Raw genomic sequence first — 15,436 nt, forward strand, 5'->3', positions numbered from 1 at the left:
TAGATCATGCAGCGAGTGCCCGGTGGGTACTCGCTGACTTTCACCTTTTCGAGAGCATCATCATGAGCAGGCTTCAAGGCAAAATTGCGATGATTACCGGCAGCAGCAGCGGCATCGGTCTTGCGACCGCCCAGCGTTTTGTGGAAGAGGGCGCCTATGTGTTTATCACGGGTAGACGTCAGCCCGAGCTGGACGAGGCCGTTGCACGTATAGGTCGTAACGTGACAGCCGTACAAGGCTATGTGTCCAGTCTTGACGATCTGGACCGACTCTACGCAGTGGTCAGGCGCGAGAAAGGCTGCATTGACGTGCTCTTTGCCAACGCCGGCATTATGGAAATGCAATCCATCGATGGCGTCGATGCGGCGCACTACGACAAGGTTTTTGATACCAACGTCAAAGGCCTGTTGTTCAGCGTGCAAAAGGCACTGGTGTTGATGCACGACGGCGGCTCGATCATCTTGAATTCGTCCATTGCCGCCAACAGGGGGCGTTTCGGGCTGCAGCACTTACAGCGCTACAAAGGCAGCCATACGCTCGTTTGCCCGAACATGGACAGCCGAGCTGCAAAGTCGAGGTATTCGCGTCAATACACTGAGCCCGGGCCCGATCGACACGCCGATCATGGGCCTGGAAGGGCTTGCGCAAGAGCACGTCGCTCAAATGAAAGCAGCGCTGATCAGAGGTATTCCACTGGGCCGTCTTGGCCGCCCTGAGGAAGTGGCCGCGGCCGCGCTGTTTCTTGCCTGCGACGACAGCAGTTTCATTGCGGGTATCGAGATGTGTGTAGACGGGGGCAAAGCGCAAGTTTGAGGAATAGCGGGCCTGAAGCCCGCTCAGCGCACCTGCCAGCCACCGCCCAGCGCTTTGTACAGCGCGATGCTCGCCTGCACCCGTGCCAGCCGCAACTGCACGCTTACGTCCTGTGCCTGGTAAAGGGTGCGTTGGGTTTCCAGTACGGTGAGCAGGTCCTCGGCGCCTTCCTGGTAGCGGCTTTGGGCGATGCGGAAGGCGGTTTGCGCCTGTTTGAGTTCTTCTTCGTGCCAGTAGCGCTGTTGATCCAGGCCGCGAATGCTGTTCAGGGCTTTTTCCACGTCGGCGAAGCTGTTGATGATCGCGCCGCGATAGGTTTCCAGCAGTTCTTCCTGACGCGCTGTGGCCTTGTCACGCTCGGCGGCCAGACGGCCATTGTTGAAGATCGGTCCGACCAGCCCGGCAGCGAGGCTGCTGAACGGTGCGCGCAGCCAGTCTTCGGCGCGGGTGTTTTCGGTGCCGAGCCGGGCGCTCAGGGTCAGTTTTGGCAGCATGGCGGCGCGGGCGACGGTGACATTGGCCTGTGCCGCCGCCAGGTCAGCCTCGGCCTTGGCCAGATCAGGGCGGCGGGTCAGCAGTTCGCTGGGCAGGCCGGGGCCGATGTCCGGCCAGTTCAGGGTGTCGAAGGGCTGATCCGCGAGGTGCAGATTCTGCACCGGCTGACCGAGCAAGGCTGCCAGGGTGATCAACTGCTCGTTGGCCAGTTGCTGAACGCGGGGCAGTTCACGCTGCTGGGCCGCAACCAGATTTTTTTGCTGCGCCAGCTCGAGGGCGGTAGCTGAGCCCGATTCATAGCGGGTTTGCACCAGGCGCAGTACGTCTTGGGCGTTGGCCAGATTCAGTTCGGCAATCCGCCCTTGCTCGCGCGCCGCCAGGGTTTGCGCATAGCGATCGGCGACGTTGGCCAGCAGGGTCAGCTCCACGGTCGCCTGATCGAACTGGCTGGCGCGCAGCCCTTGGAGTGCGCTGTCGCGTCCCGCTGCGATACCTCCCCAGAAATCCACCTCATAGCTGGCGGTCAGGTCGCTGGTGAAGTTGTTGGTGTTGTTGTCGTCGGAAAGGTTGGCCTTGCGGTCGCTGTTGCGCAGGAACCGGTTACGTTCGCCGCGCAGGTCAAAGGCCAGTTCCGGGAGCAAGGGCGCGCCGCCGATAATGGCGCTTGCCTGTGCCTGACGAACCCGTGCCATCGCCGCAGCGACTTCATGGCTGTCAAGGCTGGCCTGTTCGATCAGACGATTCAGCTGTGGGCTGCCGAACTGCTGCCACCAACGGATATCACTGCGCTGTGCGGCGGCGTTTGCGGCAAACGCCCAGCTTGCCGGTGGCTGGATGCCGCTGTCCGGCGGCGGAGCAGGCGTCTGGCAGGCGCTCAGCAACAGGCAGGCAGTCAAAACGCAAAGGCTAGGCTTCATTGATCGATCATTCACTGGTGAGGGCCGCGACCGGGTCGAGGCGGGCAGCTTTGCGGGCCGGCATGAAGCCGAAGATCACGCCGGTAATCAGGGCGCAGGCAAACGCCCCGGTCACAGCCGGCAGGGTAAACGCAACGGCCACCTTACTCAGCAACAGCGCTGCGCCCATGCCCAGCGCCAGCACGATACCGGCCAGCCCGCCGACCACGGAAAGCATCACAGCCTCGGTAAGAAACTGCCGCAGGATGTCGCTCTGTCGCGCACCGGTGGCCATGCGGATGCCGATTTCACGGGTGCGTTCGCGCACTGTCATCAGCATGATGTTCATCACGCCGATACCACCGACCAGCAACGAAATGGCGGCAATCGAGCCGAGCATCAGCGACAGGGTGTTCTGGGTGCGTGCTTCGGCCTGGATCATCGCGGCGTTGTTGGTCAGTTCGTAATCCTGTTTGCCGTGATGCAGTTGTTGCAGCAGCTCGCGGATCGCTGTTTCGGCCTGTTTGACGTTGTTGGCGTCACGGGTGGCGATGGTGATGTACTCGGGGTCCTGCGTGCCGAACAGGCGGATACTGGCCGACGAGTAGGGGATGGCGATGCGATTGTCGCTGTCCAGATCGCCGGACGTGGCGCCTTTTTCCTGCAGCACGCCGACCACCTGAAAAGGCACGTTTTCGATCAGGATGTACTGGCCGACAGGGTCGTTATGCTCGCCGAACAGTTTCTGGCGAACCTTGTAGCCAATCACTGCGACGGCGGCTGCGCTCTGCTCATCCGCTTCGCTGAAATAACTGCCTTCCACCACCGGCCAGTTGAAGATCGCCGGAAAATGCGTGTCATTGCCGCCGACGTAACTGGAGTGATCGACGTTGCCGTAGCGCACCCCGGCCTGGCCGCCGTTGACCGGCATGATCATTTTCACCTCGGGCAACTGGCCCAGCGCGGCGACTTCCTCCAGGGTGATGACGCCTTTCGGCGCGCGCGGATTGGGCGCCTTGCCGTTGAGGTAAATGATATTGGAACCGAACGAGGACATCTGCGCCATGACCTGACGCTTGCTGCCTTCGCCGACGGCCAGCATCACCACCACCGACGCCACGCCGATGACGATGCCCAGCAGGGTCAGCGCGGTTCGGAAGCGATTGATCCACATGACGCGCCACGCCGCCTGAACCGCCTCGAGCAGCTCGCCTTGCCAGGCGCCGTGGCTGCCGCTGCCCTCGCTCAGGCGCTTGCGCAGGTCGACCGCCTGCAGCGTGCCCGGATTGACTGAGCGCTGCACGTCAGAAGCATCTCGAGCCGTATCACTGATCACCAGCCCATCGCTGATTTCGATGACCCGTTTGGCGCGCGCCGCCACTTCCCGGTCATGGGTGATGAGGATCACCACATGGCCCTGGCTGGCCAGTTCGTCCAGCAGGGTCATCACCTCCGCGCCACTGTGGCTGTCCAGCGCACCGGTGGGCTCGTCGGCGAGGATGATGTGCCCGCCATTCATCAAGGCGCGGGCGATGGAAACCCGTTGCTGCTGGCCGCCGGACAACTGATGCGGTCGATTGCCGGTGCGCGACGCCAGGCCCAGTCGGTCAAGCAGGGCGGCGGCCCGCGCATGACGCTCTGCGGCGGGCGTCCCGGCATAGATTGCCGGCATTTCGACGTTTTCCTGTGCCGAGCCGGACGGAATCAGGTGATAGCCCTGAAACACGAACCCGAACGCTTCACGGCGCAGCCAGGCGAGCTCGTCGCTGCCCAGTTCGGCGACGTTTTCCCCGGCGAACAGGTATTCGCCCGAGGTCGGGCGGTCCAGGCAGCCGAGGATGTTCATCAGCGTCGACTTGCCGGACCCGGAAGCGCCGACAATCGCCACGAACTCACCGGCATGAATCGACAGATCGATGCCGCGCAGCACGTTGACCCGTGGGCTGTCGCCTCCGCCGTAGGATTTGCGGATGCCTCGCAGGTCGATCAGCGGCGTGCGCATTCAGCCTCCGCTGCCGACAGAGGCGGGCACCAGCAGGCGCTCACCTTCATTCAGCCCGTCGAGTACCTGCACGCGCAGGCGGTCGCTGATGCCAGTGCGTACCTGACGGTTCTGCACCTCACCATTGGCAGATAGCACTTGGGCGGTCTGCCGATCGGCCTGCGCCCCGTTTCGCAACGCCGCGAGTGGCGCGGTGAGGGTGTTCTCGGCTTTTTCGGCGACGAAGAATATCTGTGCGGTCATTTCTGCCATCAGCGCCTGATCGCTGTTATCCACGTCCAGCAGCACGGTGTACAGCACCACACGGCCACCGCCGTTCTTGCGCGAACTGCTCGGGCTGCCGCCGCCCTGATTGGCTTGATCCAGCGGCCTGGGCGGCACCGGCAGGATCTGCCGCACGGTGCTGCTCCAGCGCCGGTTGCCGCCGCTCAAGGTGGTGAAATAGGCAGTCATGCCGGGTTTGACATGGCCGATATCGGCTTCCGAGACCTCGGCCCAGACCGTCATCGGTGACAAGCGGGCGATGCGCAGAATCAGCGGGGTCTGTTGTTGCGCGTTCAGCGTCTGGCCTTCACGTGCATCGAGGGCGACCACTGTGCCGCTCATGGGCGCGAAAATACGGGTGTAGCCCAGCGCTGCTTCGTCGCTGCGCAGCGCGGCCTGAGCTTCGAGAATCTGCGCCTTGAACATGTCGACCCGTGCCTGGGTGGCGCGAAATTCCGATTCCGCAGCCTGAACGTCCTCGGCCCGTGTGGCGCCGCCTGCGGCGAGGCGCTTCTGGCGCTGCTGCTTCTGTTCTGCAAGTTCGTGCAGCGCACGCTGCTCCTGCAATTGCGCCTTGAGGTTATCGATGGCGTAGCGTGCAGCGTCGAGTCTGGCCTTTTGCGTCGAAGGGTCGATTTCGACCAGCAAGTCGCCTTCCTTGACCTGATCGCCGACCTGGGCATGGATTTTCATGATCTGCCCGCTGGCCTGCGAGCCCACATCCACGTAACTGCGCGGCTGCAGGGTACCGAGCGCCGTGACGCTGTTTTCGATCGTGCCGCGGGTCACCGTCACGGTCGCGGCGCTGCTTTTGCTGTCGGGCAGGATCTGCCAGGCGCATACGGCAATGACCGGGAACAGGCACAGCGCCACCAGGAGGGCGCGGCGAGGATGTCGAGAGCGTTTCATGCAGATTCCTGCGCTGGGAGATCAGTCGGTCGGTGAACGACGGCCACGAGAGCTGCCCTTTAAACGAGGCATGCCAGCAGGAATTTAGCGTTGATCACGGGTTACCCGCTTCGGCTAAACATCAGCGTCCGTGCTTCGTTTAACGGGAGCGGCTAATTCGGGTCGTCTTGTCGAGTTGGAGTCAGCGTGATTATGTCCAGACCCCTGTGCGGTTTTGTGTTTGCAGGTCTTTCGTTCGCTGTGATTTTCCCTGCGCAAGGCTTGGTTGAGCCTGGAAAACAGGCGGCCAGTGCCGAGATCCGGCGAACCGGTTTTGGCGTGCCGCATATCGTTGCCGCCAATGAGCGCGGTCTGGGTTACGGCATCGGTTATGCCTATGCGCAGGACAACCTGTGCCTGCTGGCCAATGAGATCGTCACCGTCAACGGCCAGCGCTCGCGCTATTTTGGCCCCGATAAGGCGACCCTTGAGCAGCGCAACAATATGGCCAGCGACCTGTTGTTCCAGTGGCTCAATACGCCGCAGGCACTGGCGGATTTCTGGAATGCGCAGCCGCTGGAGATTCGCCAGTTGATGCAGGGCTATGTCGCCGGTTACAACCGCTCGCTCGATGAACAGAAGGCCAAGGGCCTGCCGCAGCCCTGTGCGGCCGAGTGGGTTCGGCCGATCAGTACCGATGATCTGGTGCGCTTGACCCGTCGCCTGCTGGTAGAGGGGGGCGTGGGGCAGTTCGCCGAAGCGCTGGCCGGTGCTACGCCGCCTGCGCTGCAAAAGCCAGTGCAGGTAAATGCTCAGCAGGTTCAGGCGCTGCAACTGGCTGCTGCGCGCAACCAGCGGTTTGCTCTGGAGCGCGGCAGCAATGCCGTGGCAATAGGGCGCGAGCTATCGGCCAACGGGCGCGGCATGCTGCTGGCCAATCCGCATTTTCCATGGGCTGGCGGCCTGCGCTTCTATCAAATGCACCTGACCATTCCCGGCAAGCTCGACGTGATGGGCGCAGCCTTGCCGGGCCTGCCCCTGATCAATATCGGCTTCAATCAGCATCTGGCCTGGAGCCATACCGTCGACACGTCGAAACACTTCACGCTGCATCGCCTGCAGCTCGACCCGAAGGATTCCACCCGTTACCTGCTGGATGGCAAATCGGTTGCCATGGACAAGCAGCAGGTGAGTGTCGACGTGAAGCAAGCCGATGGCAGCCTGAAGTCGGTGCCACGCATTGTCTATTCGTCCAGGTTCGGTCCGGTGGTGCAGTGGCCGGGCAAGTTGGACTGGGACGAAAAGTTTGCCTTCAGCCTGCGTGATGCCAATCTGCAAAACGACCGTGTGTTGCAGCAGTGGTATGCAATGGACAAGGCTGACAGCCTCAAGGCGTTTCAGGATTCGGTGCGCAAGATCCAGGGCATCCCGTGGGTCAACACCCTGGCAGTCGATGCGCGGGGTCAGGCGCTGTACATGAACCTCTCGGTGGTGCCAAACGTCGACGCCGTCTGGCTTGCCCGATGCAGTGATCCGCGCATCGGCACGGAACTGATCGTGCTCGACGGCTCGCGCAGTGAATGCAACTGGGAGGTTTCCGCAGAGGCGGCACAGGCCGGTATTTATCCCTCTTCCCGTCAGCCGCAGTTATTGCGGACCGACTTCGTGCAGCACTCCAACGACTCGGCCTGGATGGTCAATCCGGCTGCGCCGTTGAAGGGCTTTTCGCCGCTGATCAGCCAGGACAGCCAGCCGCTGGGGCAGCGAGCACGTTTTGCGCTGGATCGGCTGGGCAGCCTGAAGAAGGCGGGCAAGATCAGCGTCGAGAACCTGCAAGCGATGGTCATGGACAACGAGGTCTATCAGGCCGGGCAAGTGCTGCCGGATCTGCTCAGGTTCTGTGCCTCGGAGCTGGGTGATGATGCTGCGCGGCTGACGCCGCTGTGTACCGCACTGAAAGCCTGGGATGGACGCGCTGACCTGAACAGTGGCATCGGGTTCGTGTACTTCCAGAGAATCGTGACGTCCATGCAGGCTGTTGCCTCGCGCTGGCGTGTTGCGTTCGACCCGCGCGACCCGGTTCACACGCCGAGCGGGCTGGCGATTGAGAACCCGCAGGTCGCCACTGCATTGCGCGCCGCCATGCGGGCCGCAGTGGATGAAGTGGCCAAGGCAGGCCTCTCGGCAAGCAGTCAATGGGGCGACATTCAGGTGTCCAGCATCAGCGGCAAGCAGATCCCGATTCACGGTGGTCCGGCCGGGCTTGGCATCTACAACGCCATGCAGACCGTGGCAGGCAAGGACGGCAAGCGCGAGGTGGTCAGTGGCACCAGCTACCTGCAGGTGGTGACGTTCGACGAGCACGGCCCAAGGGCGCAGGGTTTACTGGCGTTCTCTGAGTCGAGCAATCCACAGTCAGCCCATTCAAGCGACCAGACTGACGCATTTTCAAAAAAACAATGGCAGGCGTTGCCGTTCACTGAACAGCAGATCAAGGCTGATCCTGCGAATGAGGTGCAGGTGATAAGCGAGGAGCCTGATCGCTGAAAGAGGCAAGAAAAGCGTTTGGGCCATGCGGCCCAAATGCGCTTATCGGTAATCAGCCGCCCGGTGTGTCGATATCGGCGTCAACGCCAGTGGTGGGCTGATGATTGCGTAAATCCTCGGTTTTTTCTTCCGGCTCGTGGTCAGGCACGTAGGCGCTGTCGCTGGTTGACTGGCCCTGCGACTGAGTCTGTGACTGACTTGGGGAAGGCGTCTGGCCCTGGCTCTGGCCATTGCCCTTTTCAGTCTCGGGTTTTACATCCCCGACTTGCGGCTCGATTGCCGGATCGTTGCGGTCCGGGCCCGGGCTGGCAGGTGCGTCCTGATTTGGCGTCGGTTCTTTCTGACGTTGCGGTTCGATAGACATGAGTACCTCGATATCGGTTTCAGAAAATGTTCTGACACAGTTTCGAGGAGTAGTAATGGGGATCGTTCGATTCAGTTGCCGAATGGTGATGCAGTGGGAAGTGCTGCGTGCAAGGCTGTTGGATAAGCGCTGTTCGCGAAAGGCCCGTACGTTGCATGAGATGCATCGACCGGATAACAGCCTTCGCGAACAGGTTCGCTTCTACCAGTGCGCTTCAGCGCAGTCAGAGCACTTTTTTGATCGCGTCACACACCACGTCGATGTTCTTCTGATTCAGCGCGGCCACGCAGATACGCCCGGTGTCCAGCGCGTAGATACCGAACTCGCTGCGTAGGCGCTGGGCCTGTTCGGCGGTCAGACCGGAGTAGGAGAACATGCCGCACTGGCGCGCGACGAAGCTGAAGTCTTGACCGGCCGGGTTGTCAGCCAGGCGCTCGACCATCGCCTTGCGCATGCCCTGGATGCGCAGACGCATTTCGCCCAGTTCCTCTTCCCACATTGCACGCAACGCAGGGTCGTTAAGCACCGCAGCGGAGATGATCGCACCGTGGGTCGGCGGGTTGGAATAGTTGGTGCGGATCACGCGCTTGACCTGGGACAGGACGCGAGTGGTTTCTTCCTTCGATTCGGTAATGATCGACAGCGCGCCGACGCGTTCGCCATACAGCGACAGTGATTTGGAGAACGAGCTCGAGGCGAAGAAGGTCAGGCCCGACTCGGCGAACAGGCGCACTGCCAGGGCATCTTCCTGAATGCCCTGACCGAAGCCTTGATAGGCCATGTCCAGAAACGGTACGTGGCCCTTGGCCTTGACCACTTCCAGCACTTTTTTCCAGTCATCCAGGCTCAGGTCGACACCGGTCGGGTTGTGGCAGCAGGCGTGCAGCACGACTACCGAGTTGTTCGGCAGGTTGTGCAGGTCTTCGAGCATGCCGGCACGGTTCACGTCGTGGGTGGCAGCGTCGTAGTAGCGGTAGTTCTGCACCGCAAAGCCTGCGGTTTCGAACAGCGCGCGGTGGTTTTCCCAGCTCGGGTCGCTGATGGCGACGACGGCATCGGGCAGCAACTGCTTGAGGAAGTCGGCACCGATCTTCAGTGCGCCGGTGCCGCCGACCGATTGGGTGGTCAGCACACGGCCCGAGGCGATCAGCGGCGAATCAGCGCCCAGCAACAGTTTTTGCACGGCCTGGTCGTAGGCGGCAATACCGTCGATCGGCAGGTAGCCACGCGGCGCATGCTGGGCCACGCGGATCTTTTCGGCTTCGGCCACGGCGCGCAGCAGGGGAATGCGCCCGTCTTCATCACAGTAGACGCCCACGCCAAGGTTGACCTTGGTACTGCGGGTGTCGGCGTTGAAGGCTTCGTTGATACCCAGGATCGGATCGCGGGGTGCCATTTCGACAGCGGAAAACAGGCTCATGGTGCGGCGGCTCTTGGTGAAGAGTGGGAAGGGGACACGCTGAGGCTCGATGCGCCAAAGCGGTGCGCAAACTGAGCGTAGTATAGAGAGCATCCCCTCGGTGATCGACAGTGCAGGGCGGGTTTTTTACAGGTTTTTGCGCATATTTGTAGAACGTTCGTTCGGTTAAAACCTCAATGCTTTAAGTGCGTGCCTTGAAAGGCTGATATATGACTCCATCTATTAGCCATCACTTCAAAACATCGCACGCCTGCTTCCCGGCGGGAACGGCTGTTTGCGATGATTTCGTCGTTGCGCGCCGTCATGCGCCGACGAATATTTCCAGTTGTGCCGTCGAGGCGGTCAGGTCGCGGAAGGTTTCACGCGAACCCCGTCACACGCGCACCATTCAAGAGGTCAGTTATGTCCGAGTTCCAGCTCGTTACCCGCTTTGAGCCAGCCGGCGATCAGCCCGAGGCCATTCGCCAACTGGTCGAAGGGATCGACGCCGGGCTCGCGCACCAGACCCTGCTCGGGGTGACCGGGTCGGGCAAGACGTTCAGCATCGCCAACGTGATTTCCCAGATCAAGCGTCCAACGCTGGTGCTGGCACCGAACAAGACCCTGGCGGCGCAGTTGTATGGCGAATTCAAGGCGTTTTTCCCGAACAACGCCGTGGAGTACTTCGTTTCCTACTACGACTACTACCAGCCGGAAGCTTACGTGCCGTCGTCCGACACCTTCATCGAGAAGGATGCCTCGATCAACGACCACATCGAACAGATGCGTCTGTCCGCAACCAAGGCGCTGCTGGAGCGCAAGGATGCGATCATCGTCACCACGGTGTCGTGCATCTACGGCCTGGGCAGTCCGGAAACCTATCTGCGCATGGTCATGCACATCGATCGTGGCGACAAACTCGATCAGCGTGCCTTGCTGCGCCGCCTCGCCGACCTGCAGTACACCCGTAACGACATGGACTTTGCCCGTGCGACGTTCAGGGTGCGCGGTGATGTGATCGATATCTACCCGGCCGAATCCGATCTGGAAGCGATCCGGGTCGAGCTGTTCGATGACGAGGTCGAGAGCCTGTCGGCGTTCGATCCGCTGACCGGCGAGGTGATTCGCAAGCTGCCGCGCTTCACCTTCTACCCGAAAAGCCACTACGTCACCCCGCGCGAGACGCTGATCGAGGCGATGGAAGGGATCAAGGTCGAGCTGCAGGAGCGCCTCGAATACCTGCGCAGCCAGAACAAACTGGTGGAAGCTCAGCGTCTGGAGCAGCGCACCCGTTTCGATCTGGAAATGATGCTGGAGCTGGGCTACTGCAACGGTATCGAAAACTACTCGCGCTACCTGTCGGGCCGTCCTTCCGGTGCGCCGCCGCCAACCCTTTTCGATTACCTGCCACCGGATGCCTTGCTGGTGATCGACGAGTCCCACGTCAGCGTGCCGCAGGTCGGCGCGATGTACAAAGGTGACCGTTCGCGTAAGGAAACCCTGGTCGAGTACGGCTTCCGTCTGCCATCGGCACTGGATAACCGCCCGATGCGTTTCGACGAGTGGGAGGCGATCAGCCCGCAGACCATTTTCGTCTCGGCGACCCCGGGTAACTACGAGGCCGAGCACGCCGGGCGTATCGTCGAGCAGGTGGTGCGTCCGACCGGCCTGGTGGACCCGCAGATCGAGATTCGTCCGGCGCTGACCCAGGTCGATGATCTGCTGTCGGAAATCCACAAGCGCGCCGCGCTGGAAGAGCGGGTGCTGGTCACCACGCTGACCAAGCGCATGTCCGAGGATTTGACCGACTACCTGAGCGACCACGGGGTGCGCGTGCGTTACCTGCACTCGGACATCGATACGGTGGAACGTGTCGAAATCATCCGCGACCTGCGCCTGGGGACGTTCGATGTGCTGGTGGGCATCAACCTGCTGCGCGAAGGCCTGGACATGCCGGAAGTGTCGCTGGTGGCAATTCTCGATGCCGACAAGGAAGGCTTCCTGCGCTCCGACCGTTCGCTGATCCAGACCATTGGCCGGGCGGCACGTAACCTCAATGGTCGGGCGATTCTGTATGCCGACCGGATTACCGGCTCGATGGAGCGCGCCATCGGCGAGACCGAGCGGCGACGCGAGAAGCAATTGGCGTTCAACCTGGAACATGGCATCACCCCCAAAGGTGTGTTCAAGGACGTCGCCGATATCATGGAAGGCGCCACCGTCCCCGGCTCGCGCAGCAAAAAACGCAAAGGCATGGCCAAAGCCGCCGAAGAAAACGCCCGCTACGAAAACGAACTGCGCTCGCCGAGCGAGATCAACAAACGCATTCGCCAACTGGAAGAAAAAATGTACCAACTGGCCCGCGACCTGGAATTCGAAGCCGCCGCACAAATGCGCGACGAAATCGGCAAACTGCGCGAGCGGTTGCTGGCGGTTTGAAGCATTGGACACGCCACCTCTCATGCCGGTGCGGCGACCCCCGGATCAGTGTCAGGGCGAAGGATCCCGACGAAGTCGGGCCGGAAACGGAGCAGGGGGCTTTGGTCACTTTGGCCCCTTCGAAGTGACTCGCCGAGGGGCGAAAAGGTGACCTGAGTCGAACCCCCATTTACCTGACAAAGAAAAACCGCCGTGTGACGCAGAGCGTCACGAACTGCATGCCCACGCGGAGCACTGGCACGATAATCAGCTGAATTTGTTTACAACTCCGGACGCGGAGCTTGCGGAACGAGAGGCGTCCGGGCAATTGCCTTTGTTGCTGGAGCCTCATGCCCCCGGCCTGTTAACATTCTGCGCTTGATCGACCTAATTCGGGATTTTCCATGACCACCGTTCGTACCCGCATCGCGCCATCGCCCACAGGCGACCCCCACGTCGGCACGGCCTACATCGCGCTGTTCAACTACTGCTTTGCCAAACAGCACGGCGGCGAGTTCATCCTGCGCATTGAAGACACCGATCAACTGCGCTCTACCCGCGAGTCCGAACAGCAGATCTTCGACGCACTGCGCTGGCTGGGCATCGACTGGAGCGAAGGCCCCGACGTCGGTGGTCCGCATGGCCCATACCGCCAAAGCGAGCGCGGCGACATCTATAAGAAATACGCGCAGCAACTGGTCGACATGGGCCATGCCTTCCCGTGCTTCTGCACCGCCGAAGAGCTGGACCAGATGCGCGCCGAACAGCAGGCCAGGGGCGAAACCCCGCGCTATGACGGTCGCGCCTTGCTGCTCTCCAAGGAAGAAGTCCAGCGCCGCCTGGATGCCGGCGAGCCACACGTGATCCGCATGAAAGTGCCGACCGAAGGCGTCTGCGTCGTCCCTGACATGCTGCGTGGCGAAGTCGAAATCCCGTGGGACCGCATGGACATGCAGGTCCTGATGAAGACAGACGGCCTGCCGACCTACTTCCTCGCCAACGTCGTCGATGACCACCTGATGGGCATCACCCACGTACTGCGCGGCGAAGAATGGCTGCCATCGGCACCCAAACTGATCCTGCTGTACGAGTACTTCGGCTGGGACAAGCCGCAGCTGTGCTACATGCCGCTGCTGCGTAACCCCGACAAGAGCAAGCTGTCCAAGCGCAAGAACCCCACGTCGGTGACCTTCTACGAGCGCATGGGCTTCATGCCCGAGGCGATGCTCAACTACCTGGGGCGTATGGGCTGGTCGATGCCTGACGAGCGCGAAAAGTTCTCCTTGCAGGAGATGGTCGACAACTTCGACCTGTCGCGTGTTTCGCTGGGCGGGCCGATTTTTGATATAGAAAAGCTGTCCTGGCTCAATGGCCAATGGCTGCGTGATCTGCCGGTCGAGGAGTTTGCCTCGCGTCTGAAGACCTGGGCGCTGAACCCTGACTACATGATGAAGATCGCACCGCACGTGCAGGGCAGGGTAGAGACCTTCAGTCAGGTTGCACCGCTGGCCGGCTTCTTCTTTGCAGGTGACGTCACGCCTGATGTGAAGCTCTTCGAACACAAGAAGCTGTCTCCGGAGCAGGTGCGCCAGGTGATTCAGTTGATCCTGTGGAAGCTGGAATCGCTGCGTCAGTGGGAGAAGGACCGGATCATGGGCTGCATTCAGGCCGTGGTCGAGCATCTCGAGCTCAAGCTGCGAGACGCCATGCCATTGATGTTCGCTGCGATCACCGGTCAGGCCAACTCGGTCTCGGTGACCGATGCGATGGAAATCCTCGGCCCGGACCTGACTCGCTTCCGCCTGCGTCAGGCCCTCGATTTGCTGGGCGGCGTTTCCAAGAAAGAAAACAAGGAATGGGAAAAGCTGCTGGGCTCGATTGCCTGAGGCATTACCTGTTCCTGTGAATCGCCCCCGGTTTTCCGGGGGTTGAAAGGTAAGTGGTTGTATTACCGACAAAAAACTTTGCAAATTGTAGAAAATAAATTTGACAGCCCTGTCACTCACGCTTAATATGCGCCCCGTCCACTGATGTGGGGCTTTAGCTCAGCTGGGAGAGCGCCTGCATGGCATGCAGGAGGTCAGCGGTTCGATCCCGCTAAGCTCCACCAATTTTGCCAGGGTTCATCGTTCGATGAACCTGACTGAAGGTTTTGCGTCCCCTTCGTCTAGTGGCCTAGGACACCGCCCTTTCACGGCGGTAACAGGGGTTCGAGTCCCCTAGGGGACGCCAGTTTCACCGAGGGATGCCGGAAGGTTGATCTCCGCCGAGAGGCGTAAATCCGGGGCTTTAGCTCAGCTGGGAGAGCGCCTGCATGGCATGCAGGAGGTCAGCGGTTCGATCCCGCTAAGCTCCACCAAATTTAGCATTTCAGAGTGCTGCTACACTGCTCTGAAATGATGTGAAACAAGCGGATCCAGCGACCGTTTGTTTTGCAAGAAGGTTTTGTCCCCTTCGTCTAGTGGCCTAGGACACCGCCCTTTCACGGCGGTAACNCGGGGCTTTAGCTCAGCTGGGAGAGCGCCTGCATGGCATGCAGGAGGTCAGCGGTTCGATCCCGCTAAGCTCCACCAAATTTAGCATTTCAGAGTGCTGCTACACTGCTCTGAAATGATGTGAAACAAGCGGATCCAGCGACCGTTTGTTTTGCAAGAAGGTTGTGTCCCCTTCGTCTAGTGGCCTAGGACACCGCCCTTTCACGGCGGTAACAGGGGTTCGAGTCCCCTAGGGGACGCCAGTTTCACCGAGGGATGCCGGAAGGTTGATCTCCGCCGAGAGGCGTAAATCCGGGGCTTTAGCTCAGCTGGGAGAGCGCCTGCATGGCATGCAGGAGGTCAGCGGTTCGATCCCGCTAAGCTCCACCAATTTTGCCAGGGTTCATCGTTCGATGAACCTGACTGAAGGTTTTGTGTCCCCTTCGTCTAGTGGCCTAGGACACCGCCCTTTCACGGCGGTAACAGGGGTTCGAGTCCCCTAGGGGACGCCACGATTTCCCGCTCTGCGGGACCAAGGGTCATTCGATTATTGAATGGCCCTTTTGTTTTTTCAGGGTTTGAAAAATCCTTCCTTTCTGTTTTTATCTATTGCCACACTCAACTGTAACCGACTCTCGTGCCGATACTGCGTTGGCATGCCGTTCAGGACACTCCGCGTCCTCTATGTGTTCGCAACGCAGTGCGCCGCGAACTACATCCTCGCGCTGTAGCCCTCTTGGTTATACACAAATCTTGTGGGAGCGAGCTTGCTCGCGAAGAGGCCGGTATAGCCCCCAGGAAATAGGGGTTGGATGCATCGTCTTCGTGAGCAAGCTGACTCCCACAGGTCTGTGTCCAGTCTGCACGTACGGTTTC

The 15,436-nt window shown here is 60.8% G+C and carries 8 protein-coding genes, 7 tRNA genes and 1 pseudogene; 11 read left to right on the top strand and 5 right to left on the bottom strand.

The features are described from left to right. The first annotated feature begins 62 nt into the window (after positions 1-62). Positions 63-813: pseudogene (locus tag AO388_RS01420) on the top strand (SDR family oxidoreductase). 23 nt (positions 814-836) lie between these two features. On the opposite strand, the gene AO388_RS01425 reads toward AO388_RS01420, so the two are convergent. From AO388_RS01425 to AO388_RS01435, 3 genes are read right to left on the bottom strand one after another with little or no spacing between them, the layout of a single operon-like run. Continuing rightward, complete coding sequence (locus AO388_RS01425; protein WP_058415969.1) at positions 837-2,225, bottom strand: efflux transporter outer membrane subunit; 1,389 nt, start codon at positions 2,223-2,225, stop codon at positions 837-839. Positions 2,226-2,232: 7 nt separating this feature from the next. Next, the gene (locus AO388_RS01430; RefSeq protein ID WP_058415970.1) at positions 2,233-4,206 is read right to left on the bottom strand and encodes a MacB family efflux pump subunit; all 1,974 of its coding nucleotides are present in this window, start codon (positions 4,204-4,206) and stop codon (positions 2,233-2,235) included. Then, complete coding sequence (locus AO388_RS01435) at positions 4,207-5,379, bottom strand: efflux RND transporter periplasmic adaptor subunit (RefSeq protein WP_058415971.1); 1,173 nt, start codon at positions 5,377-5,379, stop codon at positions 4,207-4,209. It abuts the gene before it with no gap. Between the two features lie 192 nt (positions 5,380-5,571). Between AO388_RS01435 and pvdQ the strand changes: the two genes are divergently transcribed. Then, positions 5,572-7,905, top strand: a complete 2,334-nt coding sequence (gene pvdQ, locus AO388_RS01440) for a bifunctional acylase PvdQ (protein ID WP_063613796.1) — start codon at positions 5,572-5,574, stop codon at positions 7,903-7,905. Between the two features lie 52 nt (positions 7,906-7,957). Here pvdQ and AO388_RS01445 read toward each other — a convergent pair whose 3' ends face one another. Both AO388_RS01445 and AO388_RS01450 read right to left on the bottom strand, forming a co-directional pair. Continuing rightward, positions 7,958-8,269 (bottom strand): hypothetical protein, encoded by a 312-nt coding sequence (locus tag AO388_RS01445; protein WP_003366637.1) that lies wholly within the window; start codon positions 8,267-8,269, stop codon positions 7,958-7,960. 223 nt (positions 8,270-8,492) lie between these two features. After that, entirely contained in the window at positions 8,493-9,689 is a 1,197-nt protein-coding gene (locus AO388_RS01450) for an amino acid aminotransferase (protein WP_003366639.1), read from the bottom strand. Between the two features lie 402 nt (positions 9,690-10,091). On the opposite strand from AO388_RS01450, the gene uvrB reads away from it, so the two are divergent. From uvrB to AO388_RS01495, 9 genes are all read left to right on the top strand, one after another. Further along, the gene (uvrB, locus tag AO388_RS01455; protein WP_058415973.1) at positions 10,092-12,107 is read left to right on the top strand and encodes an excinuclease ABC subunit UvrB; all 2,016 of its coding nucleotides are present in this window, start codon (positions 10,092-10,094) and stop codon (positions 12,105-12,107) included. Positions 12,108-12,490: 383 nt separating this feature from the next. Then, positions 12,491-13,972: a glutamate--tRNA ligase gene (gltX, locus tag AO388_RS01460; RefSeq protein WP_058415974.1), complete on the top strand. Its 1,482-nt coding sequence runs from the start codon at positions 12,491-12,493 to the stop codon at positions 13,970-13,972. A gap of 148 nt (positions 13,973-14,120) precedes the next feature. Next, a tRNA-Ala gene (locus AO388_RS01465) sits at positions 14,121-14,196 on the top strand. A gap of 46 nt (positions 14,197-14,242) precedes the next feature. After that, positions 14,243-14,318: transfer RNA gene (locus tag AO388_RS01470), tRNA-Glu, on the top strand. Between the two features lie 51 nt (positions 14,319-14,369). Further along, positions 14,370-14,445, top strand: a tRNA-Ala gene (locus AO388_RS01475). A gap of 138 nt (positions 14,446-14,583) precedes the next feature. Then, positions 14,584-14,659, top strand: a tRNA-Ala gene (locus AO388_RS01480). Between the two features lie 88 nt (positions 14,660-14,747). Next, positions 14,748-14,823 (top strand) — tRNA-Glu (locus AO388_RS01485). Between the two features lie 51 nt (positions 14,824-14,874). Then, positions 14,875-14,950, top strand: a tRNA-Ala gene (locus tag AO388_RS01490). A 46-nt stretch (positions 14,951-14,996) separates the two neighbouring features. Continuing rightward, positions 14,997-15,072, top strand: a tRNA-Glu gene (locus AO388_RS01495). Positions 15,073-15,436 lie beyond the last annotated feature (364 nt).

This window comes from Pseudomonas sp. ICMP 10191, assembly GCF_001467335.1.
In the GTDB taxonomy this organism is placed as follows: Bacteria; Pseudomonadota; Gammaproteobacteria; order Pseudomonadales; family Pseudomonadaceae; genus Aquipseudomonas; species Aquipseudomonas cerasi.

Coding starts and splice junctions, on each gene's coding strand:
- AO388_RS01425 (WP_058415969.1), bottom strand. CDS start 2,225: ATGAAGCCTAGCCTTTGCGTTTTGACTGCCTGCCTGTTGCTGAGCGCC.
- AO388_RS01430 (WP_058415970.1), bottom strand. CDS start 4,206: ATGCGCACGCCGCTGATCGACCTGCGAGGCATCCGCAAATCCTACGGC.
- AO388_RS01435 (WP_058415971.1), bottom strand. CDS start 5,379: ATGAAACGCTCTCGACATCCTCGCCGCGCCCTCCTGGTGGCGCTGTGC.
- pvdQ (WP_063613796.1), top strand. CDS start 5,572: ATGTCCAGACCCCTGTGCGGTTTTGTGTTTGCAGGTCTTTCGTTCGCT.
- AO388_RS01445 (WP_003366637.1), bottom strand. CDS start 8,269: ATGTCTATCGAACCGCAACGTCAGAAAGAACCGACGCCAAATCAGGAC.
- AO388_RS01450 (WP_003366639.1), bottom strand. CDS start 9,689: ATGAGCCTGTTTTCCGCTGTCGAAATGGCACCCCGCGATCCGATCCTG.
- uvrB (WP_058415973.1), top strand. CDS start 10,092: ATGTCCGAGTTCCAGCTCGTTACCCGCTTTGAGCCAGCCGGCGATCAG.
- gltX (WP_058415974.1), top strand. CDS start 12,491: ATGACCACCGTTCGTACCCGCATCGCGCCATCGCCCACAGGCGACCCC.